Raw genomic sequence first — 24,282 nt, 5'->3', positions numbered from 1 at the left:
TGGGTCACGCGGCCACCGCCAGCGTGGGCACCGTAGTGTTCCGCAACTCTTCTGCGAGGGCGATCTCCTCGCGTCGCATGGACGCCGGGATGACGTCGAGCTGCGTACGGGCCTGGCGCTGGCGCGCGGTGGCGGCCTTGTAGCCGATGCCCAGCAGGGCGGCCCAGGTGTCGCGCGGAATCCCGGCACCGAGAGCGACACGAACCATGGACTTCTTCTCGGCCTCGGTCAGCCGCGGCCGGTGAGTACCGAACAGGGTCGCGCGCACCCGGCCGAGATCGACCTGCCGGCCGTCCCTGAAGGCTACGATCTGGCGGAGCTGTTCTTCGGTCCGGCCTCCGCGGACACCGTCCTGGACCCCGCATTCGATGGCGTCGGTGAGGCACTCGCGGCGCACCGGGCACTGCAGGCAGAGCGTGAGGGCGTCGCGGTGGGCGGCGGTGCGGCGGTCGGCGAAGAAGATGTCGGGGTCCGGGGTCCCGGCGCAGGCGGCCTTGAGGCGCCAACGGGGGCAGCCGCGGTCGAGCTGCTCGTGGGCGGCTTCGAGTTCGGTGATGGTGTTCATTCGGGGGTGTCTCCGTCGCGCCGTGGTGGCAGGCGCGTGGGCAGGGCGTCTCCCGGGGGCGGCTCGGCCAGCCCCGCACGGGATCGCGGGAATGTCAGAAGGGGAGAGGGGCCCAGCGTCGGTCGGGACCGTCGAGGATGGCCTTGTGGCACATCTGGCGCAGGCGGCTGGCGGTGCGGTCGCCGAGCAGGCCAGAGAGTTCGGCCGGGGTGATGTTACTGGTGATGAACGTCGGCAGCTGCTGCTCGTACCGGTGGTTGATCAACCGGTACAACGTCTCCTCGGTGAACTCGCTCGCGCGGCCGGCCCCGAGGTCGTCCAGCAACAGCAGGGGCACACGCTCCAGTTCGCGCATCTCGCGCTCCGGGTCGGCGCCGGGACGCGGACGCATCATCGCGTAGAGAGTCACCGAGGTGATCGCCTGCCAGCGCAGCCGGACGCCCGCGCCGAGCAGCGCCCGGATCGCCCCGTAGGCCTGGTGCGTCTTGCCGGTACCGGTCTCCCCGAGCAGGAGCAGGGAGCGGGCTCGGGCGATGCCAAGCTGTCCTTCCGGGCCTCGACGGGCAGCCTGCTTGACGTGCTCAACCCAGGCGAGGACCTGGGGGTCGTCGGCCACCGCGTCCTGATACAGCGGCGGGATGCGGCTGGCCGCCAGTTCCAGCGCGTCCCGGACCGGCTGCGGCACCGGATGCTGCTCGGGCTGGCCGATCACGGCAGGGTCCACGCCCAGTCGGCTGAATCGCTCCACCAGGCCCTGCAGGCCGGCGCCAACACGGCGAGGATCTCGGCCGGCCATCACAGCTCCCCGGCGTAGGCGGCGGCCCCGGCGGCCGGGTTCGTCCACGCCCGGTACGTGCTTCCCGGACGGGTACCGCGGGAGGTCAACGCCTCCTGCACGAAGGACTCCAGGGCACTGGGGCCCTTGGGGTTCGCCGCGAACAGCCGCAGGCCAGCACGGACCTGTTCCGGCCCGTAGACAGCCAGCAGCGCCTTGATCTCCCGGCCGAGGTGACCGCGGAACCGCTCGCTGGGCTGCTGCGGGCAGGTCCGGACGTACTCGGCCAGCAGGGCACTGGCTCCGGTGGTGTGCGGGTGCATTGCGATGGCCTGCTCAGCCGAAGGCTCCTGCGCCGTGTCGGACTGGGCGGGCGCGGCATAGCCGCCCCCCGGAGGGGTAGATCCAGGATCCGTGATCCTGGATCCGTTCGTGGAGGGTGTCGTGGAGTCCGCGGCACCGGGGTCCTGGTGGTCGAGGTCTCCGCTCTCGGAGTTGCTCCGGCCGGTGGTCTCGGAGGTGTCCGTGGGGCGCGGTTCGGGCTGCTCCTGAGGCTTCGTCCGGCTCCGCTTGACCGGGACCGGAGCGTCGATGTCGGCTTCCTGGGTCTGGTGCAGGGGGCACGGCGCCAGGCGGCTCGCGCTGGGCCTGTCGATTCGCTGGTGTTTGTTGAAGTTGATGACGTGCAGCAGTTCCTCGCCTTGGTCGGCCGGGTTGAGGTACCGGCACACCAGGTCGGCTTCGGCGAGCTGTCGCAGGTCGTCCTCGACACGGTCGGAGGTGTGGACGCCTCCGTCCCAGGAGCGCTTGCGCTTCCAGATCAGGCCGCGGACGATCCCGGCGTCGTCGAGGTGGCGGCCCTTGTCGTCCACGTAGTTGAGCAGGTAGATGAAGGTCCGCTCGGCGGACAGGGAGACCTCGGCGAGCTTCGGGTCGCGGCTCATCTCGGGCTTGTGGGTGCGGATGCGCCCGTCGTGCGTGGCCATGGTCAGTAACCCGCCGTCGTCTGGGCGCCGGCGACGGTGAGGTGGCCGGTGGCCAGGTCGAGGTCATGCTGGAGCTGCCAGTCGCGCTGCGGCTGGTCAACGGCGATCCACCGGGCGACGGCTTCCTCGTGCTGCTGCGGCAGCGGGACGTTGGCGCCGTCGGCGTCGTAGGCCCGGGCCAGCCAGAGATGGTCGGCCTCGGAGACGCTGACGCGCACGACCGTCACGGCCGGCGCGACGGCGCGGACGCTGCTCTCGATCGCCCGGGCGGTGCCCTCGGAGATCCGGGTGGCCCCGCCCAGGACAACGCCAGCGTTGAGACCCGTCTCGGCCCCCTCTGTGCGTGGGGCTGTACCTGGGGTCGCGAACATGTAACACTTCCTCCTGCGCAAGTGGCGCCGGCCGAGCCTCCTACAGCAAGCTGGCGCACTGGTTTTGCCGTGCGAAGAGCACGGGCATCACGTGGCGCCCGGGAGTTCCAGCTCCTGGGCGCCACGTCGCGTTTCGGCCATCGGGTTGCTACGGCAATCTTCAGCCGCGCATATTTCCGTGGCGCAGGAGTTACTCTATGTTTGCCGCCGGGAATTCGTCAACGAATTCGGTGGATCTACGCGGATAGAAATCCGATTTCCCGTCACGCGGGAAATGATCATGGACTCATTGGCCCCATTTCCTGCCGGGCGGGAAATGGACAAATGAAGCGTGGCGCGAGCATGATCAAGAACGGGTCTCATCTGAGCCCCGGCCTCGCGATCCGACTGACCACCGACTAGCGACCAGCCCTTCCGACCTCGCGACCAGTCCGAATGAAAGCCGAGACTCCCAAGGCTCCGAAAGAGCAATCGGCAAGGAGCCTGGGCACCTTGCCGGAAATAAAAAATATGACCGCCTTGCCTGAATCGGCAACTTTCCCCACTCCTACGCCTCGAAAAGGAGAAGGTTCGAGCGGAAAACTCGCGGAAGGCCCGGGACCGCCGAACTCCGGAGCCGTCAGCCGGGCAGTGAATGGGGACCGTGCCCCCAACCCGGCGGACCCCTGCGCGGCCCGCGCCCGGCAGGCGGCGGGCCCGGGGTGGCAGCCACCCCGCGGCCTGGCAGTGCTCATCCGAAATCCCGGCTACCCCTCAGGCCGCGGGAGCAGGGCATGAGGCGTACTCGCTCAGCATCCGGGCCGCACGGCAGGTGTGCCCGATCAGCCGGCCCAGGTCGGACAGCTCACCAGCCGGCTTGGCGAGCACCACGGAGCCGACGGCCACGTCCGCCCACATGACTGGGGCCGCAACTGCTTCCCATCCGGGCACCACCTCCTCGCGTCCGACGGCATACCCGCTGCGCCGGATCTCGACGAGCGACGCTGCGAGGGCTCGGTCGTCCCTCAGGGCTCCGGGCGCGGCGTCGTCGGGCAGTTCCTCGTCAAAGACGAGCTGCTGCAGCGGCGCAGGGAGATTCGCGAGGATCACCCTCCCGCTCGCCCCCGTGCGCAGGGACCGCGAGTGTGTGACCAGAGGATGGGCGAAGACTCCGAGTTCGCCCGGGTCCATCTGCCCCCAGGCATAGTCGGTGCACAGCCGCCGCAGGCCGCCGAACGGGGCGAGGGCGAAGAGCAGGGCGGCGGCACCGGTGCGCTCGTGGAGGTCGGCCAAGATCCCCTGGGTCGTCGCGGCGCCCGGCACGTGCGCCATGGCGTGGATGGCCGCCTTGATAATGGTCGGCCCCGGCCGGTACTTACCGCGGCGGACCTGGCCGAAGGCGCCGCCGGGCACGCCCGACTGAAGGATGCGGTGCACGGTGGAGTCCGGCATCCCGGTGGCGGCGGCGAGGTCGAGTACACGCTGGTCGCCGCCGGGCAGCTGCGTGAAGGCGTCCTGGAGGGCGAAGACCCGGGCATGGCTTGAGCGCGCGGGGCGCGCGGAGTCGATGCCGCTGTGCTGGTCCTGGCTCATCATGCAGTTCCTACTCGAAGACGGCTGGTGGCGATGCGGAGGCGCAGGGGCCTTCGCGTGGGCAGTCGAGGAGAACCGTCCGGCCCCAATGGCTGGCCGGCGTGATTCACCCAGCCTCACGGCAGGTGCACACGAGCGCCCCCATCAGGGCATCGGCACTTTAGTGCCCCTTTTGGCGTGATCAACGTACACCAAAGCGCCCCCCAGGGGGCACTAGATCGCCCCTTGGGATGTGCATCGGCGCACCAGTAGGCACTAAAGTGCCGTCCCGGGACGATCTAACACACGGGAGGTGCTGCGATGGCCCAGCAGGCAGACAAGGACCAGAGCGGGCTGCCTCAGATCGCCGCGCGACTGACCTACCTCTTCGAGCACCGCCACCCGCGGAACCGCGGCCCGTACTCCGTCGCCGAGGTCGCCGCCGGCACCGACATCGGCGAGAGCACCATCAAACAGCTCCGCCGAGGCACCAAGGCCAATCCCACGATCAACACCCTTCGAGCCCTCTCCACCTTCTTCGACGTCCCCCCGACCTACTGGGTCAGCGACGAAGACCCCGAGCGGATGTTCGCCCAGCGAGACTTGGCCGCCGCCATGAAGGACTCCGGGATCCAGTCGATCGCACTGCGCAGCCAAGGCCTCAGCGCGAAGAACATGGGGCGCATCCTCGACATGCTCGACATGGCCAGGGAGTCCGAGGGCCTGCCGCCCATCCCCCCCGCATGAGAATCCCGACACCCCTCATGCTGTTTATTTTTGAACTGCATCTATGCGCATAGATGCATTGGCGGGCAAAATATGCCCCCCCAGCGCCGTCAATCCACGATTGAGATGCAGGTCACTCTCGGCTTGCGACACCCGTGGATATCTTCACTTTCAGTGATGGGCCAACCGCCCCACCGACCCCACCATCCGGAAACAGCGCGGATGGTCGGTTTGTGGCGGGCACACTCCGTAGCGACCGGTAAGCCCACCCTAACCACTTTTAGCGCCTCTTGATCACAGACATCAAGATCAACTGGGAAACGATCTTCAGCTCTCTGATTACGATCATCCAGCTACTACGGCAAGGGCTCCCCGTGCCGTACCGACAGTGGATTCCTTGATCTTTTTTGGGAGGGATCGTGCATGCCAGTTCACTGCGGGATGCCTGTGAAAAACGCCTCGGGCGCCTGTCTCTGCCTCACCGGTTCGGCGAGGCAGAGCTGATCGATGCGGTCGCCACAGCAGTCGGACGGAAGATCGTCTGCGAGGCCATCGACATGAGAGGCACTTTTTCCTGCGGACTGCGGAAGAGGTACGCCGACCGCGAGGTCATCTATTACGAGAAGAATGCTTCGCCACTTCACCAGCGGCAGATCATCGCCCACGAACTCGCTCACATCGTCTGCGACCACAAGGGCGAACTCGACCTCATCGACGTCATGTCGGACGACGACCTCGCCGACCTGATGGACTGGAGCGTCCTCGGGGTCTCCGCTCGCACCTCATATGAGACCGAGGAGGAAGCCGAGGCCGAGACGACGGCCACCCTGATGCTTCAGCTCATGTACCGCGGGGCCGTACTGCCCCCTTCCCGCCCCAGCGCAGCCGATGAGCGCTGGGACGCGCTCTTCGCCTGATTTGCAAGGAACTCACCAAATGATCAGCGCCATCTTCGGTGGCATGCCCCTGCTGTTGCTCGCCGCGTCGTTCTATTGGGCGTTCAAACGACGCCCGGGCAGGCGTCCCCCCGGCACCCTGAGCCTGTCCGCCCTTCTCGCGTGCTTCGCCGTAGCCTTCAGCGCGTACCAACCATCGGTCCGGGCCCTGGCAGACTCCGCCGTGGCGCTCGACTTCCCCCGGCTCGTGAGCAACTCCGCGACCCTGTCGGCGGCAGCCAGCGTCTCCGCGCTCCTCGTCTACCTCAACTACTCCGCTGCCGACGCTCGTCGCCGAGTTCGCCAGCGGGTGCGGCTCCTGGCCCTGGCCGTCGCGATCATGGCTGCAGCCTTCGCGATCACCCCTTCCAGCTTGGTGTGGAGCGCCGTCGAGCAGCGGGGCGGGCTCAGAACGCTGCCCACGTCCCTGCACGTCTACTCCGTGGCATACATCGCCTACCTCGGATACGCGGTCTACGACTGCCTCACCCAGACATGGAGGCGCTCCAAGGCCTCGACCCGCACCAGCCAGCGAATCGGCCTGCGCATGACGGCCCTGGGCTGTCTCTTCGCCCTCACCTACGCCGCCTACAAGACCTTCAACACCGTTGCGGCCCTGTTCGATTGGGAAGTGCTTCCCGACGGATCCCGGTGCACGAGCCTGGTCACGCCGGTGGACTGCGGGTTCACCGTCACCGCGCCGGCCGTCAGCGTTCTGCTCATCACGATCGGCCTGACCCTCCCGGCCGTCCTGTGGCCGGTGACCCAGTTCCTTCGCCGCCGTTGGGAACGGAAGACAGCCGCCGATCTGTTGCCGCTGTGGCATGACCTGACCGAGGTCTCCCCCAGCGTCGTTCTGAAGACGATCGGCGGGTCCGCCGAGTCCGACCTCGTCCTGCACCGCAGGGTCGTCGAGGTCTGCGACGGCATCCTCGATCTGGACGCCCACCGGTCCCGTGCGGTCGAGCAGCTGGCCGCCGACGCCGTCGCCCACCGAGGGCAGAGCGGTACCGAGACCGGTGCCGCCATCGTCGAGGCCGCGATCCTCGCCGCGGCAATCGAGGCCGCCCGCGCCGGCGCCCGGCCCCAGGCCGACCCGGCTCCGCAGGCAACCGGCGAGTCCGTCCGGGCAGGAAGCCTTCGCGCCGAGGCTCTGTGGCTACGCTCGGTCTCCCAGCAGTACATGGCCAACGACATCGTCCGCGCCGCTGTGGCCGCCCAGCGGCGGACGGCATTTGAAGCGGCATAGGATCGCCCATGGTTTCCTCCCCCTTCACCGACCCGGCGTTCCTCGCTGACCGCTACCCCACCTACGCCGCCCTGCGCGCAACCTCCCCGGTCCTGCAGGTGCCATTGGGCAGCGGTGCCACCGCCGCCACCGTCGTCACCGGCTACGACGCCGCGAGGCAGGCGTTCACCGCCCCGGTGCTGTCAAAGGACACCGAGGCCTACTTCGCCGGCAGGCCGTCCGACCGGTCCCTGCATCCGGCGGTCGCCCGCACCATGCTCAGCGTCGACCCGCCGGAGCACACCCGGCTCCGGCGGCTGGTGACCAGAGCGTTCACCCCGGCCAGGGCCGCCGACCTTCGCCCGTACATCCGCTCCCTCGCCGAGCAGATCATCGGGCTATGGGAACCCGGTAGCGAGGTCGACCTCGTCGAGGAGCTGGCCGGCCCGTTGCCGGTCGCCGTCATCTGCCAACTCCTCGGTGTCCCCCCGGTCGACCGCACCTCGGTTCGCTCCTGGTCAACCGCCCTGTTCGCCAGCGGCGACCACCAGCGAATCGACGACGCCTCCCACGCCTTGGCCACCTACATGGCGGAGCTGATCGGCAGCAAGCGCGCCTGCCCGGACCACTCGCTGCTCTCCGACCTGACCGCGGTCCACGACGACGACGCCGGCCGCCTCAGCGAGGACGAGCTGCTCTCCCTCGCCGTGCTGCTGCTGGTCGCCGGACATGAGACCACCACCGCGGCCATCGGCAACGCCGTACTCGCGCTGCTCCAGCACCCTGCCGAGCTGGAGCGCCTGCGAGCCAGCCCGCGCCGCATCCGGGGCGCCCTCGACGAGCTGCTCCGGTACGACTCCCCGGTCAGCATCGCGACGTGGCGGTGGGCGCCCGACGAGGTGGACCTCGACGGCACCGCCGTGCCCGCCGGCAGCCCGGTCTTCGTGTGCCCGGGGTCGGCCAACCGCGACCCCTCCCGGTTCGCCGACCCCGACCGACTTGACCTCGGCCGTGCGGATGCCTCCGCCCACCTCGCCTTCGGCCACGGGATCCACCGCTGCCTCGGCGCCCCGCTCGCCCGTGCGGAGATCGAGATCGTGCTCGGCGTCCTCCTGGAGCACGCCCCGAACCTTCAGCTGGCCATCCCCTCCGACCAACTCGTTTGGCGGCGGTCTCGGCTGGTCCGCGGCCTCGAAGCCCTGCCGGTGCAGCTGTAGGCATGGCCGGGGTAGATGCCCCGGCAACCGGCCGCACCCGGCTCCCGACAGCCGACCCTGCCCGACGACGACGCACGTGCCCCGACAGCCGCCGAACACGCTGCCCTGCCCCGTGTCCGGCCGACCGCGGCCGAGCGGCGCCGGAAGGGGTCAACGACCCATCGCTGCCCTGACCTTCGCCATCCCCCGAGCCGTCACCTCGGCACCGCGATTCGAGCCGTCCCGCCGAGGAGACACACCTCGGCACAGGCCGGGACGGGACACCGGGTCGCGGCACTCGTCGCACTCGTGCATCCGGTTAGCCGTTCTGGTGCGCTCTGCCGGCGCCGGACTCATCGGGCGCTTGCGCAGCAACCGGCTCCGGGCCACGCCGACCGGCGAGTGGATCGTCTCCGGCAGGCCGGACAGCAGCGCCGATGCCAGCTCAGCCGGACCACTGCCCGCCGCGAGCCACTCCGCCACCAGCGGTGCCAGGTCCACCATCTCCGCCTCGCCCAGGCGCAGACGCCGCTGGCCGTCCAGCGCCTGCTGCAGGGTGTGCGCCGCCGCCCGCAGCGGGCCGTCCAGGTCCTCGACCGAGTTTCCCTCCTGCCCTCCCGCGGCCTCTGGCCGAGGCTCGGCCGAGGTCTTCGGTGGGACTATCTCAGGGGCGGGGAGGGAGGGTTCTTTGACCAGGTTCTTTACAAGATGGACGCCAGCATCACCGGAGCTCGAAGGACCGGACGCCGGATGGGGCACACTCGGCTCCGCCTGCAGGTTTACCGCCTCCAGCAGCTCCCGGGCCTCCCGCAGGCCGGGTATCTGCGGGGTGTCGTAGACGTGGGCCTCGCTGCGGATCGTGCCGTCGGGCATCCGGTTCCTCTCGACCCGGTAGTACCCGGCCTCGATCAGCTCCCGGAGGGCCTTGCGCACCGCCGCGCGGCTGTCGGTGCTGGAGTCCGCGATCTGCCGGGCGTCCTCGCGCCAGCGCTCGGGGCGGGACAGAAGATCGGCGAGAAGGCCACGTGCGGCAAGGCTCAGCCGCCGGTCCTGCAGGACCGCGTTGGGCAGCACGGTGAAGTTTCGCGCGTGGGCGCTACGATGTACGAGCATCGGGAGTGACAGCTCCTCTTGCCAGGCCCCCGACACATGGTGTGACAGCACCGTCGGGGGTTTCTGTGTTCGATTGGGACCACGGAACGTAGCACAGGATGCCGCTGATAGCTGCGAATCGCCGTGAGCGATGTCCATCACAGATAACGGTGTTGCGGCGTAACAACCTTGGCAGCCTCAGATACCGTCATGGCCTCGCCCAGCTCCTGGTCCGAAGAGCCTCATGGAGCGAGTGTTCGTCTCGAAGCCGAGCGAATGGTACAGCCGTGCGCCGTCCGTGCTTGTGTTGAGGCTGACCAGCCCACAGCCCTGGTCCCAGAACCAGGCGAGGAGGCTGGCCGTGACAGCTCCACCGTTCCCCTTGCGACGGTGACCCTGTGTCGTCAGGACAAGATGCACGTACCCGGTCCGGCCGCTGTACGTCGGCCCGGGGGGCGCTCGGTAGATGCTCCCTAGTGCGGCGGAGACGAGGTGGCCGGCTGGCCCGTCCACGATGAATCCGGCCATGTCCTCGGTGCGGGTGAGCCCGTCCGTCAGGTAGGCGGTGAGATCCTCGAACCATCGGCCTGCCGGAGGCGCCTTGATCATCTCCGCACGGAAGCGGGCTATCGACAGCGCATCCCTGCCTGTCGCTCTCCGTACGTCCACATCGACTGGTCCTTCGATCGGGTGGCCTTCCGATACGCCTTTGGACGCCCGGGACGCCGTCCCTGTCCACTGTCAGGTCAACATCGATCACCGTGAACGGCAACTCGAACCCACCCACGCCGCTACCGTATTCGCATGACTGTTGCCTCTTCGTCTGTCCGCGTCCGCTTCGCTCCGAGTCCTACCGGCATGTTCCACGTCGGTGGCGCCCGCTCAGCGCTGTACAACTGGGCGACGGCACGACAGCGCGGCGGCAAGTTCGTCCTGCGGATCGAAGACACTGACGCGGCGCGCAACCGCGAGGAGTGGACCGACGGGATCATCAGCGCGCTCGCGTCCATCGGCATCTCGAAGGCGGACCCGGCGTTCGAAGGCCCCTACTTCCAGTCCGAGAACGAGTCCCGGCACCGCGGGGCCGCCGCCGAGCTGTACGAGGCCGGCCTCGCGTACTACTGCGACTGCACGCGCGAGCAGGTGACCGAGCGCACCGGTTCCCAGCAGCTCGGCTACGACGGGTTCTGCCGCCAACGGGGCCTGGGCTTCGAGGCCGGCCGGGCCCTTCGGTTCCGCACGCCGGATGAGGGGGTCACCGTGGTGGTCGACCTGATCCGCGGCAACCCGGAATTCCCCAACGCGGCGATCGAGGACTTCGTGATCGCCAGGGGCGACGGCAGCCCGGTGTTCCTGCTGGCCAACGTGGTCGACGACCTCGACGAGGGGATCACCCAGGTGATCCGCGGTGAGGAACACCTCTCGAACACCCCCAAGCAGCAGCTGCTGTGGGCAGCCCTGGGCGCCGAGCCGCCGGTGTGGGCGCACCTGCCGGTCATCGTGAACGAGAAGCGGCAGAAGCTCTCCAAGCGGCGCGACAAGGTGGCGCTGGAGGACTACCTGGCCGAGGGCTACCTGCCGGAGGCGATGGTCAACTACCTGATGCTGCTGGGCTGGGGGCCGAAGGACGACGTCGAGATCCGTCCGTACACCGAGCTGGAAGAGCTGTTCCGGGTGGAGGACGTGAACGGCTCCTCGGCGTTCTTCGACGTGAAAAAGCTGGCCTCGTTCAACGGGGAGTACCTGCGGGCTCTGCCGGTGGACGGGTTCGTGGCGGCGTGCGCGCCGTGGCTGTCCGCGCCTCGGGCTCCGTGGCCGGCGGAGGCGTTCGACCCGGCGCAGTTCGCCGCTGTGGCCGAACAGGCGCAGACGCGGATCTCGATGCTGTCGGAGATCACCGCGTACGTCGACTTTCTGTTCCTGGACGAGCCGGTGCGCGACGAGGCATCGTGGGCGAAGGCGATGAAGGAGGGGTCGGCGGACCTCCTTCGGGAGGCGCGGCGCCGCTTGGCCGAGACTCAGTGGGACGCGGCCTCGCTCAAGGCGGTTCTGGAGGAGACGGCGGCCGTCTTCGGTTTGAAGCTGGGCAAGGCCCAGGCGCCTGTCCGGGTGGCGGTGACCGGGCGGACGGTGGGCCTGCCGCTGTTCGAGTCGCTGGAGGTGCTCGGTCGCGAGCGGAGCCTGGTGCGCCTGGACAAGGCGCTGGCCGAGCTGGTCTGAGCTTGACTCTGTCGGGGATCTTGGAGGTCCGGTGTGCCCGCCTGATCAACCGACATGTTCAAAACTCCGCAGTCTCCTTGACGTTCATGAACTGCTGGGCCACGAGCCCTCCTCCGCGATAGCCGACGGCAGCGGAGAGTTTCCCGATGCACACCGGTTTGGCGAGGCCGCAAGCCTCGCCCTCGGCCCCGTCGAGGCCTTCCCGGACGGGAAGCCCGTACGGGCGACGGCCGGCGAACTGGCCGTCGCCCGTAGTCCGCGAGGGCGAGCACTGCCACGCACTGGCCGAGCACTGCGCCCACCTGTCCGGGCCGCTGTCCGAGGGCACCCTCATGGAGGGCTGCCTGCGCTGCCCGTGGCACGGCAGCACGTTCCGGCTCCGGGACGGCGAAGTCGTGCACGGCCCGGCCACCGCACCCCAGCCGGTACTGGAGACCCGGGTGCTCTCCGGACACCTGGAGATCCGGCTCCCCGCAGCCGACTGACCGTCCCTCCGGGCCGGAGCGCGCACGCGGTCCCTGGCGGTCCCGGCTCAGCCCGTACCGTCCGGCAGCGGGGAGCGCAGCGAGTTGCGTCCGACCCGCCAGTGGCCGAGCAGATGGTCCGCGAAGCGTCCGTCGACCACCCCGGCCGCAGCGACACCGAACGCCACGTCCCGGGCGAACTCCGGCTCAGCGGCTACCAGTTCCTCGATGACCCCGCGACGCACCAACTGCTCGTGAACGGCATCCGCCTCGATGTGCTCGCGGTAGAAGAGAGTGCCGTCCGGGCCGCCGCCAAGCCGTTCCAGCGCCGCCGCCAGCCGGGCGGAGCCGGGCGATGAGGTGACCTCCACGGTGGCGAAGTGCCCGACGGCCGCGCCGCGCAGCGCCCGGTGCAGGCCGAAGAGCGTCATCAGGTTGACCACGGCCAGGGTCGGCGCCGGCACGAGGTCCAGGTAGCGCCCGTAGCCGGGGTCGAGGCCGAATGCCGCCATCATCCGGGCGAACAACAGGGCGTGGGCCCGTTCCGGCCGTCCGGCGCCGTACTCGTCGTAGAGGATCGTCATCAGCACCGCCTGTGCGGGCCCGTGGATCCGCGGCAGCATCCACAGCTGCGGGTCCGCCTCCTTGAGGTGGTAGACCGACCGGTGCACCAGGTACTCACGAGCGTGCCGGCGCTCACCCTCGGCGAGCAGGAAGTGCGAGGGCCCGGTACCGTCGGACGGCTCCGCGAGCAGTGTTTCCAGCGCCTCCCGCAAGGGCGGCACAGGCTCCGCCTCCGCGCGCACCACGGCCAGGAACGGGTGCTCCAACTCTCCTCGGAATCTTAGAATTTCACTATCCCACTCCCAGCCGTCCGACACCCCGGGCAGCCCCCGGCCGTGGAGTTCGTAGCACAGGTGCAGGGCCAGCTGATGGTCCTCGCCCCACGGCTCGTCGAACGGGCCGGGCGGCGTGAGCTGACGGCCGGCACCGGGCGGTCCGGAGGTGAGCAGGGCGAGCACCGCCGCCGAAAGCGGACCGCGCGGCGCGGGCAGCACGCTCATTCTTCCTCCCGGCGGCCGTCGGCACAGGCACAGAGCACCGCGAAGGCGATGGTCAGGGTCAGGGCCCAGCAGCCCGTGAAGATCCACAGAAACGGTGCCTCGGACGTTCCCAGGCCTGCCGCGAGCAGGCCCAACGACAGCAGCGCAAGTGCCAGGACGATCCTTGGCCGCACGCCGCGCAACACGTCCCAAGCCCGGCCGCGCAGACAGAGCCCGAGGAGGCGCAGCCGCAGCTGCAGCACGTGGTCACCACGCAGCACGCGCTCGATCCCGCGCAGTTCCACCCGCTCACGCCCGTCCATTCGTCCGTCTCCTCACAACGCCGTCCCCCGAGATCCGCCGCTGCGGCTACCCCGGATCGGCGGCCGCTAACGCCCCGGCCCCATCCGGAGCCGGACGGCCGGCAGGCAGCTGTCGGCGGGATTGCGCCCGCCGAGGCAGCCGCCCGGGGTTCCTTGCGGTGAAGGAGGGCCCGTGCGGCCTTCGCGGCGTCCTCGGGCCCTCAAGGGGTCAGTGCGGACCACCCGAAGTCAGGAAGTCCCGCATCCGCTCGGAGGCCGAGCGCTCGGGGGGCGGCAGGCGGTCCGCCGGACGTGCGGTGGGCGGCTGGTGACGGGGCCGGCCGGTCGAGGACTCCTTGGTCTCCCGTGCCCTGACCGCGAGGTCGCAGAGTTCGGCCTCGCTCGCGACTGCCCTCACGGCCGGGAAGAGCCGCGCCTCCTCCTCGCCGGCATGCCGGGTGACCTCCTCGACCAGCCGGGCGACCAGCCGGTCGAAGCGGGGCGAGGTGACGTGGGTCGGGCGGAGCTCCTCCAACAACGCCTCCACCGCCCGATGGTCGGCGAGTTCGCGTTCCACCACGACCGGCCCGTCGGGCAGCCGGTCGCGGGCGAGCGGATAGAGGTGCTGCTCCTCCGCCCGGGTGTGGCGAACCAGTTGATCGATCACGAGGTCGGCCAGGTCCTTGCGCTGCGGGTCCCCACTGGGTATGCCGCTGAGTTCGCTGAAGTGGACCAGCACGGACCGGTGGTCGGCGGTCAGCTGCTCCAGCAGGTCTTCGTCGTGGTACACGGCAGATGCTCCGTTCTGCGTCCTTGCCGGGTGCGGCGGCCAGCTCGCCGCCGGTGCGGCGAAGGCCCGTCTCCATGGCGGACTTCCGCCGCCCCTGCGTGTCCCCGGGATCCCCGGAGCCAAACGGTCGTCCGTGACTCAGTGCACGTCGGCGGCCCCGACCTGGGTGCGCAGCGCGGTGTCGATGCCCCGGAGGAAGTGTTCGAGGTCGCCGGGGTTGCGTGAAGTCACCAGCCGCCAGTTGTCGGCGTCGTCCGTGACCAGCGGTTCGTCGGTCCAGGTGGCGCCGGCGTTGGCCAGGTCGGTGCGCAGGGACGGGTAGGACGTGAGCTGCTTACCGTAGGCCACGCCCGCTTCGGCCAGCAGCCACGGGCCGTGGCAGATGGCGGCGACGGGCCGTCCGGCGGTGGTGAAGGCGAGCACCGTATCGACGGCCGCCTGATGAAGTCTGAGGGTGTCCGCATTGATGGTGCCGCCCGGGATGAGCAGCAGGTCGTAGCCGGCGGCGTCGATCTCGTCGAGGGTGAGCGTCGGTTGGACCGTCTTGCCTGGATCCTTGTCCCCGACCAGGGTGCGGATCTCGTTCCGTTCGGGGGCGGCGATGTCGACATGGACGCCGTTCTCGCGCAGGTGCCGTACGGGCACGAGCAGTTCGTCCTGTTCGACGCCGTAGTTCGTCACGATCGCCAGGACCTTGCCGTGCTGGGTCATGTCTCCTCCTGGTCGGCGGGATTCCTCGGTCGGGTGCGCGAACGCGTACCCCGAGCACGGCGGGTACCCGCCGCACGCCGGCCATACCGGGCCGATCGTTCCTGATCCGGCATGGCCGCGGACGTCGACCGGCCGCCGAGGGGTGTCCCTGGCGGCCGGTGGCGCGGATGGTCGACAGCGGATTCAGCCCGGACTGATCCGGCCGCGCCAACCGCCTTCCTCCCTGCCGCGTTCCTCGATGTACTCCTTGAACCGCTTCAGGTCCCCCTTCACGCGGCGGTCGACCATTCCCGTGACGTCGGCGGTCTTCTCCACCATGCCCTCGGGCCGGAAGTCGATGGCCATGGCGACCCGGGTGTGCCCCTGGTCGATCTGTTGGAAGCTCACCACGCCCTTCTGGTCCACCTCGCCGTCCACGGTCCGCCAGGCGATCCGCTCGTCGGGCTTCTGGTCGACGATCTCGGTGTCGAACTCGCGGGTGACACCGCCGATGCTGGTCCGCCAGTGGTTGTGGCGGTCGTCCAGTTGGGTCACCGAGTCGACGCCCTCCATGAAGCGCGGGAACTCCTCGAACTGCGTCCACTGGTTGTAGGCGGTGTGCAGGGGCACGGCCACGTCCACGGACTCCTTCACCATGCTCATCCGAAACTCCTCTCACGGTTAGGCCAGGGCCGTCCCGGCCGTACCGTGCGCCTGCCCCTTCGGTACCGGCCCAACCATCTGTCCCGGTGGTCGCCCGTCGGAACGCGGGCACGGACGACGGCGGACAGTGGTCACCGCGGGGCGGGGTACGCCGTGTGCGGCAGTCGGTGTCGAAGGGCGTCCTCGACGGTGGCGTGGACGGGACGCCGCCCGAGTGCGGCGGTGAGTGCCCGGGCCGCGACGGGCTCGCTGTCCAGGATCATGTCGCCGATGAATGCGCACACGAGGACATCACCGACCTGGACGGTCTCCGACGTCAGACAGCGCAGCACGGTCCACTTTTCGGGCCGGGGGTTCGACGGCACGGACACGCCGACGGCACCCTCGGCGATGTCCCGCTCCGGTCGTACGGAGGCGATGTGTTCCAAGTCCCGCCACAGATCCAGGGCCTGCTCGCGAAGGCCCGCCGCGGTGCGTTCGCCAGCTTCGCGGCTCCTCCACTCTTCGCCCGTCCGCCAGACATGTCAACCATTGCACGAATCCACTGTCATGCTTCGGTGGCCGTGAAACAGCGGTCCTATCGTGGAGGAATGGACAACAGCACGACGACCGAGCACCAATGGACCTTCCTGACCAACCACGCCCGCGTGCTGGTCCAGATTGCCCGTGACCCGGGCATCCGCGTGCGTGACATCGCCGCCAGCTGCCTGCTCACCGAACGCGCCGTCCAACGCATCATCGTCGACCTCGAACAGGCCGGGTACCTCACCCACGAGCGTCGCGGCCGCTCCAACCACTACAGCGTCATCACCAGCAAGCAGCTGCGTCACCCTGCCGACGCCGGCCCCACCATCGCCGAGCTCCTCGCCACCCTCCTGCGCTGAGGCCGCCCATCCTTGAATCCGCGCAACAGCGGAGAGTAACCGGACCTGATCCCGGCGGGGCAGGACGTCAGGCCGCAGTCAGCGACAGATCGGCGCGAAGCCGAGAATCCAGCCCAGGGCATGGGCCGCTCCCTCCGCGCGGGCTCGCTCGGGACCCGGGCGGTCACGGTCGCGCCAGAGCTCGATCGCCGCACGCTCCTCCACCGCGAGGTCGACATCGGCCGGAGGGCCATCCAGGACGCGGCCGGTCACCGGCGCCGGCCCCACGGGATCCAGCGCCCACCGGTAGACCGCGAGGCCCCCGGCGTCCGCCACAGCCACCGCCCCGGCACAGCGCCTGGCCAGTTCGTCCGCGCTCGCGGCAACCTGCGCACGCGGACGAACCGCGATGAACGTCTCCACCGGTTCACCGGACACTGTGCCACCTCAGGAGGGCGGGGCCCCGGCGCCTGGCACCGGCCGGCCCACGATAGATCGGGTCCGCACCACCCTGCCCCGTTCCCCACCAGTACGCACCGCGGCACTCCGGTCCGCTGCCCCACCCGGACGACACCGCGTCCACCGGCAACTTGAATCGGGACCCGCCGACGGGTACCGGGCACCACGTTCCCTCACGCCGCTTGAGCGCCGGCTCGACGATCCCCGCCCCGTGCTCCGGCGCCCGTTTGACGCCCGTGCGGCGGCAACCCGCAGGAGCACGGCGTACCCCGGAGAACCCGTACGCGCCCAGGGGTGGAGGCCGTCCGGGCCGCGAAACATTGCTGGGCCGCTCGACGTCTGGGTCGGCTGCCCGCACAGTCCGCACGAGGGCTGCGGCTGCCGGATGCCATCTCCCACGTTGGTGACGACGGCCGACCGGGTGCTCAGCGCTCCGTCCGCACGGGTCACCCTGATCTGCTCCACCGACGCTGCTCTCGCCGCCGGCGGTCACCCGATCCGCGTCAACGAACGGACGGCCGAGGCCGGTTGCCCGCCCTGTCCACCCTCACTACCCACCGGACAGCCGGGGGTATCCCGTGCAGGCCGCTGAACGCCTCCTGCGGCGCTGAACACCCGTCGTGGCCGTCGCCCCCATGGGGCCCGCCCCGCAGCTCACGCGCAGCCCGGATCGCCGTACTGTGCCCGCCACTCCCGTGCGCGGGCGTTGTGCCATTCGACGCCCTGGACCGCCTCCTGGACCGACAGGCCGCTCAGCCGGGCGACCAGGCCCAGCGGAACCGGCCCTTCGCGGCCGGCGAGTGTCCGGCACACCTTGCCGGCCCACTGCTCCTCGGGGATGAAGGGGCGGCGACGGTACCGGTCGATCAGGGCCGTCAGGTGCTCGGCCGAGCACGCCCTGAGCACCCGCCGGCCGTCGAGCGCCGGATCGCTCCTGTGCAGAGCGGAGGAGTCCGGCACCAGCACGCTGACCAAGTCGGCCCTCGCCACGGCCTCGCCGCAGTGATCGCACAGGTCCAACGCTTCCGCGTCGTCGCCGAGCGGGCCGTCCGCCGATCGTCCGGTGTCCTTCATGCCACGCGCCTACCCGGTCGAGGTCCGCACAACCGTCACGCCGGAACCCGCCCCAGGGGACGGCACCACCTCCGCTCCCGGCCCGGAATCCCGTGTGCACCGGGCCCGAAGGGGCACACGCAGCTGCCGAGAACCCACTGAACCATCAGGAGCATGCTCGCCTTCATCCTCGGCGGCGCAGCTTGCCCCGCTCCGGCACGATCGTCCACTGTCTTGAAGGCGGGCGTGCTCCGGCGGGCTGTAGTCGAGCTCCTGGACGTGGGGGGCACGATCACCACGGTCACCGTGCGCTGGCGGTGCGCATCGCCCGGTCCAGGACGTTGGGCGGCTGCTCGGGGACGGTCACTATCTGGCAGTACCCGGCGGCGACATCCTTGACAGGCTGAGCAGGTCGACCTCCTGCTGGTAGGAGCCCCCATCGCGCTCCGGTCGGTCTGCCCGACGATCGCGACCACCGGAACATGGTCCGGCTTGGCGTCGTACAGCCCGTTGAGCAGGTGCATCGCGCCCGGGCCGGACGTCGCCGGGCGCACACGCCGGTTCGCCCGAAGAACTTGGCGTAGCCGACGGCCTCGAAGGCGGCCATCTCATGCCGGACCTGGACGAAGACCAGGCGGTTGTCGGCCTGGTCCCAGGCCGCGAGGAGCCCGTTGATGCCGTCACCGGGGTAGCCGAAGACGTACTCGACGTCCCAGTCGCGCAGTCGTTCCAGGATCTGGTCGGAAACCTTCGGGGAAAGGGTGCTCCTCCTTCACGTCCTTTACAGCGCCCCCCGCAACGCGGCTGACCGCTGCAGGGGCCGGAAACGCCCCACGGCGGGAGAGTCACTCCGGTTCCTCCGGTGCGTCGGTCCAGCCTGGCGCGTCCCGGTCCTCCAGTTCCTCCCGCAGCCAGGCCAACGTGGTACTCAGCAGCCGGGAGACGTGCATCTGGGAGACGCCGATGCGCTCCGCTATCCGGGCCTGCGTCCAGCCGTCCCAGAAGCGGAGTTTGAGGACGGTCTGCTCGCGTTCGGACAGCCGGGCCAGCAGGGGGCGCACCGCGGTGCGGAAGTCGGCGAGTTCGATGCCGGGGTCGCAGCCGCCGAGGTGGTCGAGCAGGGCGCTGCCGCTCTCGTCGGTGTCCTGGTCGCGCAGGGCGTCCAGGGAGTTGGGGCGGTAGACGCGGCCCGCCACGATCCCCTCGGTGGCCTGTTCGACGGTGAGGTGCAGGTCCTCGGCGATCTCCTCGGGCTGCGGGAGGCGGCCGAGTTCCTGTTCCAGGCGGTCGGAGCCGCGGGCGACGCAGAGGTAGAGCTCCTGAGTGCTGCGCGGGACCCGAACCGGCCAGGAGGTGTCGCGGAAGAACCGTTTGATCTCCCCGGTGATCGTGGGGATGGCATAGGTGACGAACACGACCCCTCGCTTCGGGTCGTAGCCGTCGACGGCCTTGATCAGGCCGATCGTGCCGACCTGGAGGATGTCCTCCATGTCCTCGGCACGGTGCCGGAAGCGGGCCGCGATGAACCGCACCAGTGGCATGTTCAACTCGATGATCGTGCCGCGCACGTAACTGTAGGCGTAGGTCTCCCGGGCCAGCCCGGCCAACCGCTCGAACAACGCGTCGCTCAGCTCCCGCGCCTCGTACTTCCCCATCGCCCGGCACTCGGCCGGAGTCGGTCTCGCCGGCAGATCGAGTGACGGGTCCGGGGTCGTGTCGGCATGGTGGGGTTTTCCCAAGCGGATGGACACTGGACTTCTCCTGGCATCGGGTGGACCCCCTGGACCCGTGCGCGCGAATCCTCACACGTCGCGGGTTTGTTCCCCCGGGGGCGTGCCCGGCATCTTCAGGCACGGCCCTGGTGGCACCCGTCGGATGCCGGAGCGGCCCTGGATCGGTCAGCAGCCGCTACATGAACTCTTCTACCCCAAACACGACATCGAATTCGTGTTTCATCGGTCTTTCTACCGTTTTCTCCATATTCGTTCGAGGTTCGTTCGGGTAGCCGTCCCGGCTCCTCCTGCTGGCGCTGACCATCAGCTGGGCCCTGCTGCTCCTGCTGCGGGTTGCCACCGGATAGGCACTGGCTGGCTGGATCACCCGGGCCCTCACAGAGCCACAGCTGGCATCGGCCGGTCCTGTGCCCGGGCTGCGGACCGCCTACAGCGGCGCCAAGCACGCCCTCCAGGGCTGGCACGAGGCCCTGCGCTGCTACGAGCTGCTCGCCAGTGGAACGGCGGTCCGCGTGACGATGGTCCAGATGCCGGCCGTCAATACCCCGCAGTTCGACTGGGTGCTCAACCGGCTGCACGGCCACGCTCGCCCCGCCGCGCCCGTGTACCAGCCCGAACTCGCCGCCCGCGCCGTCCGGTTCGCCGCCGACCACCCCCGGCGCCGGGAGCACTGGATGGGGGGCAGCACCGTTGGCACCCCTTCGTCCTCCCCACCAGGCAGAGACACCTGAGGACCGGGAGCACTGGATGGGGGCAGCACCGTTGGCACCCTGGTCGCCAACACGCTCGCACCCAGCCTTCTCGACCGCTACCTCGCCTGCACCGGCATCGACGCCCAGCAGGAGGATGACCGGCCCCGCCGCGGCGACGAACAAAACAACCTCTTGTCCCCGGGCGACTCCGAAACGAACCACGGCGCGGCCGGCGGTGCGGCACTGCTCGGCGCCGCGGCCGGTGCGGGACGCGCGCGGCGGCCGCGGTGAGCACTGCGGCCGTCCATCCGCTTACCTCTCACCGGCCGCACCGTCCGACGTGCCCGGGCCCCGCTCCCGAACCCCCTGCGGCCGCCCGTGCCGCCGGTGGCTGGTGTCGCAGAACGGGTACGTGCGGCTGCGCCGGCAGGCGCACAAAGCCACCACCGGACGGTCGGACAGGCGCCGGGTGCCGTCCGGCAGGATCACCTCCACCGGGCCCTCGACCAGCAACGGGCCGCCCGGCACGACGACCAGCCGGGTGGCGTAGCGCTCAGCGCTCGCGGACACCGCGCACCACCACCAGTTCCTCCTCGCGCTCGCCCGGCCGGATCAGTCCGAGCCGCTCGAACAGGGCAGCCCGAGCCGTCATGACGGGCCCGAAGAGCTGCCGCCGTCGCGCCGCCACCTCCGTACGCAGTGCGGCTGCGTGCAGGAGCGCCAGGGTGGCCGGCACGTCCGCGAGTGCGGACTGCACGACCAGCAGCACGCCGCCCTCGGCCAGCGCCCCGGGAACGGTCCGGCAGATCCGGTCCAGGACCAGCCGTCCGTCCGGTCCGGCATCCCAAGCCAGCGCCGCGCCCCGGCCGGGAGCCGCCCCGGCCGGGTCCGTCGGGACGTACGGGGGATTCGCGGTCACCAGGTCGAAGCGCTCACCGGGCAACGGCGCCAGGAGGTCGCCCCGGCGCAGCCGGACCCGGTCGCGGTGCAGCCGGGCGTTGCACCAAGCGGCGGCCACCGCTCTGGCGGACAGGTCCACCGCCGTGACGAGGGCCCCGCTGCGCGCCGCCGTGATAGCGACGGCCCCGGTCCCGGTGCACAGGTCGAGCACCCGGCTGGAGCCGTCCAACGGCTCCCGGCGCACACAGGCGGCCAGCAGTTCGGTGTCGCCCTGGGGCGCGTAGACCCCGGGCGGGCGAATCAACAGCATGTCGAGCGGCTGCCCGACGGGACACGGTTCACACCTGCTGCACCGGGCACCGCAGCGGTGAGCACGGCACCCGTACGCGACGGAGCCGGGGCGCACACTGAGGCCGAACATCTGACGCCGCGCCCGCCGGACCCACGTGATGCCGACACAACCAAGGAGAGGGAGCCTGGTGAGGTGGACGACAGCGGCACCCCGGGCGGTACGGGCCACGGCCACGAGCTGCCGCCGACGGTAGGCGTGGAGGAGGAGTACTTCGTCGTGGACCCCGCAAGCCGGGCCGTGGTTCCCGGCGGCCCGCGGCTGGCCGCCCGCTCCGCGGGCGTGCTGGGGGACCTGGTGTCCGGTGAGTTCGCGGACCTCCAGATCGAGGTGCGGACTCCGCCGTGCGCCACGATGGGCGAGCTGTCCGCCCAGCTGGTTCGGTTGCGCCGCACGCTCGCCGCGTGCGCCGAGGCCGAGGGCCTGACGGTGTGCCCCAGTGCGGCACCCGTGATCGGAGGCGGCGACGCTGTGCCGGTGGGCGACCACCCTCGGTACCGCGACGGGGTGAGGCTGTTCCGCACCTTGATGGACGACTTCGCGGTCTGTGCCCTGCACGTCCACGTCTGCCTGCCCGACCGCGAAGTGGCGGCCCTGGTCGGCAACCACCTGCGCCCGTGGCTGCCGCTGCTGGTGGAGATGAGCGCCAACTCGCCCTTCCACGCCGGACGGGACACCCGGTTCGCGAGCTGGCGCTCGGTGCTGCGGCTGCGCTTCCCCTCCCTCGGGCCGCCACCCTGGGTCGAGTCCTTCGACGACTACCGGCGCGTCGCCGCCTCGATGGCGGCGGTCGGCGGGAGTTCCTTCGCGGAGCTGCCGTTCTGGGACACCCGCCCGCACCCGCGCCTGCCGACGCTGGAAGTGCGGTGCATGGACGTTCCGGCCGAGTCCGCCGACTCAGTGGCCCTGGCGGCCGTCGTGCGCGGTCTGGTGGTGACCTCCGCCCGCCTGGCGGAGCGCGGCGACAAGGGCCCGCAGCTTCGCGGTGAGCTGTTGCGCGGCGCGTACTGGTACGCGACCCGCGACGGCTGGCCTGGGCCGGGGGCGGACGCGCTGACCGGGCGCGTCCTGCCGGCCCCGGAGCGTGCACGGAGGCTGGTCGAGCACATCGGCGCCGCGCTGGAGGGCCTGGGGGACCTGGAACGGGTCACCGCTTTCGTCGACCGGCTGGCCGCCCGGGGCAGCGGCGCCCACCGCCAGCGTGCCGCGCACCGGGCCGGTGGCCTGCCCGCGGTCGTGGACGACCTCGCGAACTGCATGACCACCCCGCAGGCCGTCCCGCCCCGGTCATCCGCACGGCAGAACCCCCAGGGGCACGACCCCGACGGATGTGCCAGCGTGGAGGAAGCCGGAAGGGCACGCGGACCCATGTCCACGGACGCCCGCGAACGCCCGGAGAAGCCGATGGACGACAGCACGGAACAGCACGGACGCCCGCCGGAGCGCGGCGGGCGGGTGCGCCGTGACGGGTACGTCCGCCTGAACGCTGCCGACCTCGGCATCGACACCGCGGCACTGGCCGAGGACTTCACCCGGCTCGCCGACTCCTACCAGGACCTGCCGCCGGACCCGTACGCCCGTGAGACCCACCGCTTCCGCCGCTACTCGCACGCCGTCCACCTGCCCTGGACCGGCGAGCTCTCCTACATCCCCGGCGCCCCCGACGAGGAGTTCGGCACCGTCACGGAGTACTCGCAGGACGAGCACAACCCCGAGTACCCCCGGGTGCGGCGCCGGCTGCCCGACATTCCGGAAGCCTTGCACCGCAACCGGCTGCTCGACGCCCTCGTCCGCGCCGACCTGGACCGCGCACTGTGGCTGGAGGACCTGCACCGCGTCCCCGTCTACGTCGGCATCCATCTGATCTCGCTCAGCGTCCACGACCAGGAGCAGGAGGCGGTGTCCTCACCGAATTGCCTGCACCAGGACGGCGGTTCACCGGCCACCTTCACCTTCGCCCACCTGATCGGCCGCCGGAACGTGAAGGGCGGCGAGAACGTCATCGCCACCCCGGAGAGCGCCGGCCGGCAACCCGACGCGCTGCCCCCGGAAGCGATCCACGACCGCTTCGTGCTGACCGAGCCGCTGGACGGCTACGGAGTGCACGACCGGCGCGTCAGCCACTACGTCGGCCCGGTCCGCCTCGGTGACGACGGGGACGAAGGGCGACGCGACATCCTCATCATCGGAATCGCCCCCTATGCACCCGGGCTTTGACCGGGGGGATCCACTCCCTGAACCCGCTGGGCGCTTCGTACTGGAGCATCGGGACGCGGTCCCCTGGTGGCGTGCCTGCGGGGAGCAGCTTCAACGCACCACAGGAGCTTGAAAGGAGGATGATCGCGCGGGCACGGCCGCGACGTCCCGGCCGAGGACGGGTGGGAATGCTGTGGTCAGGGCAGCGGGGTGGCTTGCAGGCAGGTGTGCTCGCCGAGCCCTTTCGTCGCGGCGTCCAGGGGCCTGGCCACACTGGCTTGGATCTCCACCCGGAAGGTTCCGGTGTCGTCGACGTAGATCGGGACGCCGTCGGACGTCCTGTCGCCGGTGGCGTGGACAACGACGATCTCGGGCGGTCGGTGCGCGCCTGGTGGGCCCGGCATGGTGATCGCGTAGCGCTCGGCGGTGTCCATGGCGGG

At 70.3% G+C, this 24,282-nt stretch carries 27 protein-coding genes and 2 pseudogenes; 9 read left to right on the top strand and 20 right to left on the bottom strand.

Translation table 11 applies throughout. The features are described from left to right. Nucleotides 1–4: 4 nt before the first annotated feature. The 5 genes from ACFVVA_RS19910 to ACFVVA_RS19890 form a co-directional block, all read right to left on the bottom strand. On the bottom strand, nt 5–565 hold the full coding sequence (locus tag ACFVVA_RS19910) for a WhiB family transcriptional regulator (RefSeq protein ID WP_387691183.1): 561 nt from the start codon (nt 563–565) through the stop codon (nt 5–7). 94 nt (nt 566–659) lie between these two features. Then, a complete protein-coding gene (locus ACFVVA_RS19905) occupies nt 660–1,361 on the bottom strand; it encodes an ATP-binding protein (protein WP_387691181.1) in 702 nt (233 codons plus the stop codon). After that, on the bottom strand, nt 1,361–2,326 hold the full coding sequence (locus tag ACFVVA_RS19900; RefSeq protein ID WP_387691179.1) for a hypothetical protein: 966 nt from the start codon (nt 2,324–2,326) through the stop codon (nt 1,361–1,363). Before ACFVVA_RS19900 ends, ACFVVA_RS19905 begins: the two co-directional genes overlap by 1 nt. A 2-nt stretch (nt 2,327–2,328) precedes the next feature. Continuing rightward, nucleotides 2,329–2,697 carry a hypothetical protein gene (locus ACFVVA_RS19895; protein ID WP_387691177.1) on the bottom strand — a complete coding sequence of 123 codons (369 nt, stop codon included), beginning with the start codon at nt 2,695–2,697 and terminating at the stop codon, nt 2,329–2,331. A 753-nt stretch (nt 2,698–3,450) separates the two neighbouring features. Then, complete coding sequence (locus tag ACFVVA_RS19890) at nt 3,451–4,272, bottom strand: IclR family transcriptional regulator C-terminal domain-containing protein (protein ID WP_387691175.1); 822 nt, start codon at nt 4,270–4,272, stop codon at nt 3,451–3,453. Between the two features lie 297 nt (nt 4,273–4,569). Between ACFVVA_RS19890 and ACFVVA_RS19885 the strand changes: the two genes are divergently transcribed. The 4 genes from ACFVVA_RS19885 to ACFVVA_RS19870 all read left to right on the top strand — a co-directional run bounded on the left by ACFVVA_RS19885 (nt 4,570) and on the right by ACFVVA_RS19870 (nt 8,354). Next, nucleotides 4,570–4,995, top strand: coding sequence for a helix-turn-helix domain-containing protein (locus ACFVVA_RS19885; protein WP_387691174.1), 426 nt, complete (start codon nt 4,570–4,572; stop codon nt 4,993–4,995). Between the two features lie 398 nt (nt 4,996–5,393). Beyond that, entirely contained in the window at nt 5,394–5,891 is a 498-nt protein-coding gene (locus tag ACFVVA_RS19880; protein WP_387691172.1) for an ImmA/IrrE family metallo-endopeptidase, read from the top strand. A gap of 19 nt (nt 5,892–5,910) precedes the next feature. Beyond that, nucleotides 5,911–7,158, top strand: coding sequence for an MAB_1171c family putative transporter (locus ACFVVA_RS19875; protein WP_387691170.1), 1,248 nt, complete (start codon nt 5,911–5,913; stop codon nt 7,156–7,158). 8 nt (nt 7,159–7,166) lie between these two features. Then, nucleotides 7,167–8,354 carry a cytochrome P450 gene (locus ACFVVA_RS19870; protein WP_387691168.1) on the top strand — a complete coding sequence of 396 codons (1,188 nt, stop codon included), beginning with the start codon at nt 7,167–7,169 and terminating at the stop codon, nt 8,352–8,354. Between the two features lie 150 nt (nt 8,355–8,504). Here the strand turns inward: ACFVVA_RS19870 and ACFVVA_RS19865 are convergent, their stop codons facing one another. Beyond that, nucleotides 8,505–9,407, bottom strand: a complete 903-nt coding sequence (locus ACFVVA_RS19865; protein WP_387691166.1) for a hypothetical protein — start codon at nt 9,405–9,407, stop codon at nt 8,505–8,507. A gap of 216 nt (nt 9,408–9,623) precedes the next feature. Continuing rightward, nucleotides 9,624–9,953: a GNAT family N-acetyltransferase gene (locus tag ACFVVA_RS19860; RefSeq protein ID WP_387691239.1), complete on the bottom strand. Its 330-nt coding sequence runs from the start codon at nt 9,951–9,953 to the stop codon at nt 9,624–9,626. 330 nt (nt 9,954–10,283) lie between these two features. Between ACFVVA_RS19860 and gltX the strand changes: the two genes are divergently transcribed. Both gltX and ACFVVA_RS19850 read left to right on the top strand, forming a co-directional pair. Next, a complete protein-coding gene (gene gltX, locus ACFVVA_RS19855; protein WP_387691165.1) occupies nt 10,284–11,645 on the top strand; it encodes a glutamate--tRNA ligase in 1,362 nt (453 codons plus the stop codon). Between the two features lie 146 nt (nt 11,646–11,791). Continuing rightward, the gene (locus ACFVVA_RS19850) at nt 11,792–12,130 is read left to right on the top strand and encodes a Rieske (2Fe-2S) protein (RefSeq protein WP_387691163.1); all 339 of its coding nucleotides are present in this window, start codon (nt 11,792–11,794) and stop codon (nt 12,128–12,130) included. Between the two features lie 47 nt (nt 12,131–12,177). Here the strand turns inward: ACFVVA_RS19850 and ACFVVA_RS19845 are convergent, their stop codons facing one another. The 6 genes from ACFVVA_RS19845 to ACFVVA_RS19820 all read right to left on the bottom strand — a co-directional run bounded on the left by ACFVVA_RS19845 (nt 12,178) and on the right by ACFVVA_RS19820 (nt 16,025). Beyond that, nucleotides 12,178–13,173 (bottom strand): iron-containing redox enzyme family protein, encoded by a 996-nt coding sequence (locus tag ACFVVA_RS19845; protein WP_387691162.1) that lies wholly within the window; start codon nt 13,171–13,173, stop codon nt 12,178–12,180. After that, on the bottom strand, nt 13,170–13,475 hold the full coding sequence (locus ACFVVA_RS19840; protein WP_387691160.1) for a hypothetical protein: 306 nt from the start codon (nt 13,473–13,475) through the stop codon (nt 13,170–13,172). Before ACFVVA_RS19840 ends, ACFVVA_RS19845 begins: the two co-directional genes overlap by 4 nt. 208 nt (nt 13,476–13,683) lie before the next feature. Further along, a complete protein-coding gene (locus ACFVVA_RS19835) occupies nt 13,684–14,244 on the bottom strand; it encodes a hemerythrin domain-containing protein (protein WP_387691158.1) in 561 nt (186 codons plus the stop codon). Nucleotides 14,245–14,382: 138 nt separating this feature from the next. Beyond that, nucleotides 14,383–14,955, bottom strand: coding sequence for a DJ-1/PfpI/YhbO family deglycase/protease (locus ACFVVA_RS19830; RefSeq protein WP_387691157.1), 573 nt, complete (start codon nt 14,953–14,955; stop codon nt 14,383–14,385). Nucleotides 14,956–15,138: 183 nt separating this feature from the next. After that, nucleotides 15,139–15,597 carry an SRPBCC family protein gene (locus ACFVVA_RS19825; protein WP_387691155.1) on the bottom strand — a complete coding sequence of 153 codons (459 nt, stop codon included), beginning with the start codon at nt 15,595–15,597 and terminating at the stop codon, nt 15,139–15,141. Nucleotides 15,598–15,728: 131 nt separating this feature from the next. Then, nucleotides 15,729–16,025: a hypothetical protein gene (locus tag ACFVVA_RS19820; RefSeq protein ID WP_387691153.1), complete on the bottom strand. Its 297-nt coding sequence runs from the start codon at nt 16,023–16,025 to the stop codon at nt 15,729–15,731. Nucleotides 16,026–16,187: 162 nt separating this feature from the next. Between ACFVVA_RS19820 and ACFVVA_RS19815 the strand changes: the two genes are divergently transcribed. Beyond that, entirely contained in the window at nt 16,188–16,481 is a 294-nt protein-coding gene (locus ACFVVA_RS19815; RefSeq protein ID WP_387691152.1) for a helix-turn-helix transcriptional regulator, read from the top strand. A 78-nt stretch (nt 16,482–16,559) separates the two neighbouring features. Here ACFVVA_RS19815 and ACFVVA_RS19810 read toward each other — a convergent pair whose 3' ends face one another. The 4 genes and pseudogenes from ACFVVA_RS19810 to ACFVVA_RS19795 form a co-directional block, all read right to left on the bottom strand. Beyond that, a complete protein-coding gene (locus tag ACFVVA_RS19810) occupies nt 16,560–16,883 on the bottom strand; it encodes a hypothetical protein (protein WP_387691150.1) in 324 nt (107 codons plus the stop codon). A 690-nt stretch (nt 16,884–17,573) separates the two neighbouring features. Then, entirely contained in the window at nt 17,574–17,993 is a 420-nt protein-coding gene (locus tag ACFVVA_RS19805; RefSeq protein ID WP_387691148.1) for a hypothetical protein, read from the bottom strand. A gap of 222 nt (nt 17,994–18,215) precedes the next feature. Beyond that, a pseudogene (locus ACFVVA_RS19800) lies at nt 18,216–18,708 on the bottom strand (thiamine pyrophosphate-binding protein); the annotation flags it as partial. Between the two features lie 109 nt (nt 18,709–18,817). Further along, nucleotides 18,818–19,627: a SigB/SigF/SigG family RNA polymerase sigma factor gene (locus ACFVVA_RS19795; RefSeq protein WP_387691146.1), complete on the bottom strand. Its 810-nt coding sequence runs from the start codon at nt 19,625–19,627 to the stop codon at nt 18,818–18,820. A gap of 494 nt (nt 19,628–20,121) precedes the next feature. Here ACFVVA_RS19795 and ACFVVA_RS19790 point away from each other — a divergent pair. Beyond that, nucleotides 20,122–20,688, top strand: a pseudogene (locus tag ACFVVA_RS19790) (hypothetical protein); the annotation flags it as partial. A gap of 21 nt (nt 20,689–20,709) precedes the next feature. Here the strand turns inward: ACFVVA_RS19790 and ACFVVA_RS19785 are convergent. Next, a complete protein-coding gene (locus ACFVVA_RS19785) occupies nt 20,710–20,967 on the bottom strand; it encodes a CDGSH iron-sulfur domain-containing protein (protein WP_387691144.1) in 258 nt (85 codons plus the stop codon). Next, nucleotides 20,951–21,607, bottom strand: a complete 657-nt coding sequence (locus ACFVVA_RS19780) for a HemK2/MTQ2 family protein methyltransferase (protein WP_387691142.1) — start codon at nt 21,605–21,607, stop codon at nt 20,951–20,953. Before ACFVVA_RS19780 ends, ACFVVA_RS19785 begins: the two co-directional genes overlap by 17 nt. A 174-nt stretch (nt 21,608–21,781) precedes the next feature. Here ACFVVA_RS19780 and ACFVVA_RS19775 point away from each other — a divergent pair, with 174 nt between their 5' ends. Then, nucleotides 21,782–23,863 carry a YbdK family carboxylate-amine ligase gene (locus tag ACFVVA_RS19775; RefSeq protein WP_387691140.1) on the top strand — a complete coding sequence of 694 codons (2,082 nt, stop codon included), beginning with the start codon at nt 21,782–21,784 and terminating at the stop codon, nt 23,861–23,863. 176 nt (nt 23,864–24,039) lie between these two features. Here the strand turns inward: ACFVVA_RS19775 and ACFVVA_RS19770 are convergent, their stop codons facing one another. Further along, nucleotides 24,040–24,276, bottom strand: coding sequence for a DUF6296 family protein (locus tag ACFVVA_RS19770; protein ID WP_387691139.1), 237 nt, complete (start codon nt 24,274–24,276; stop codon nt 24,040–24,042). Between the last annotated feature and the right edge of the window lie 6 nt (nt 24,277–24,282).

Source organism: Kitasatospora sp. NPDC058048 (genome assembly GCF_042885555.1).
In the GTDB taxonomy this organism is placed as follows: Bacteria; Actinomycetota; Actinomycetes; order Streptomycetales; family Streptomycetaceae; genus Kitasatospora; species Kitasatospora lactacystinica.
Note: the sequence above shows the minus strand (reverse complement) of the source record. Positions and strands in the feature narration are given on the sequence as shown.

Coding starts and splice junctions, on each gene's coding strand:
- ACFVVA_RS19910 (WP_387691183.1), bottom strand. CDS start 565: ATGAACACCATCACCGAACTCGAAGCCGCCCACGAGCAGCTCGACCGC.
- ACFVVA_RS19905 (WP_387691181.1), bottom strand. CDS start 1,361: ATGGCCGGCCGAGATCCTCGCCGTGTTGGCGCCGGCCTGCAGGGCCTG.
- ACFVVA_RS19900 (WP_387691179.1), bottom strand. CDS start 2,326: ATGGCCACGCACGACGGGCGCATCCGCACCCACAAGCCCGAGATGAGC.
- ACFVVA_RS19895 (WP_387691177.1), bottom strand. CDS start 2,697: ATGTTCGCGACCCCAGGTACAGCCCCACGCACAGAGGGGGCCGAGACG.
- ACFVVA_RS19890 (WP_387691175.1), bottom strand. CDS start 4,272: ATGATGAGCCAGGACCAGCACAGCGGCATCGACTCCGCGCGCCCCGCG.
- ACFVVA_RS19885 (WP_387691174.1), top strand. CDS start 4,570: ATGGCCCAGCAGGCAGACAAGGACCAGAGCGGGCTGCCTCAGATCGCC.
- ACFVVA_RS19875 (WP_387691170.1), top strand. CDS start 5,911: ATGATCAGCGCCATCTTCGGTGGCATGCCCCTGCTGTTGCTCGCCGCG.
- ACFVVA_RS19870 (WP_387691168.1), top strand. CDS start 7,167: ATGGTTTCCTCCCCCTTCACCGACCCGGCGTTCCTCGCTGACCGCTAC.
- ACFVVA_RS19860 (WP_387691239.1), bottom strand. CDS start 9,953: ATGGCCGGATTCATCGTGGACGGGCCAGCCGGCCACCTCGTCTCCGCC.
- gltX (WP_387691165.1), top strand. CDS start 10,284: ATGTTCCACGTCGGTGGCGCCCGCTCAGCGCTGTACAACTGGGCGACG.
- ACFVVA_RS19850 (WP_387691163.1), top strand. CDS start 11,792: ATGCACACCGGTTTGGCGAGGCCGCAAGCCTCGCCCTCGGCCCCGTCG.
- ACFVVA_RS19845 (WP_387691162.1), bottom strand. CDS start 13,173: ATGAGCGTGCTGCCCGCGCCGCGCGGTCCGCTTTCGGCGGCGGTGCTC.
- ACFVVA_RS19840 (WP_387691160.1), bottom strand. CDS start 13,475: ATGGACGGGCGTGAGCGGGTGGAACTGCGCGGGATCGAGCGCGTGCTG.
- ACFVVA_RS19830 (WP_387691157.1), bottom strand. CDS start 14,955: ATGACCCAGCACGGCAAGGTCCTGGCGATCGTGACGAACTACGGCGTC.
- ACFVVA_RS19825 (WP_387691155.1), bottom strand. CDS start 15,597: ATGAGCATGGTGAAGGAGTCCGTGGACGTGGCCGTGCCCCTGCACACC.
- ACFVVA_RS19815 (WP_387691152.1), top strand. CDS start 16,188: ATGGACAACAGCACGACGACCGAGCACCAATGGACCTTCCTGACCAAC.
- ACFVVA_RS19805 (WP_387691148.1), bottom strand. CDS start 17,993: ATGAAGGACACCGGACGATCGGCGGACGGCCCGCTCGGCGACGACGCG.
- ACFVVA_RS19795 (WP_387691146.1), bottom strand. CDS start 19,627: ATGGGGAAGTACGAGGCGCGGGAGCTGAGCGACGCGTTGTTCGAGCGG.
- ACFVVA_RS19780 (WP_387691142.1), bottom strand. CDS start 21,607: ATGCTGTTGATTCGCCCGCCCGGGGTCTACGCGCCCCAGGGCGACACC.
- ACFVVA_RS19770 (WP_387691139.1), bottom strand. CDS start 24,276: ATGGACACCGCCGAGCGCTACGCGATCACCATGCCGGGCCCACCAGGC.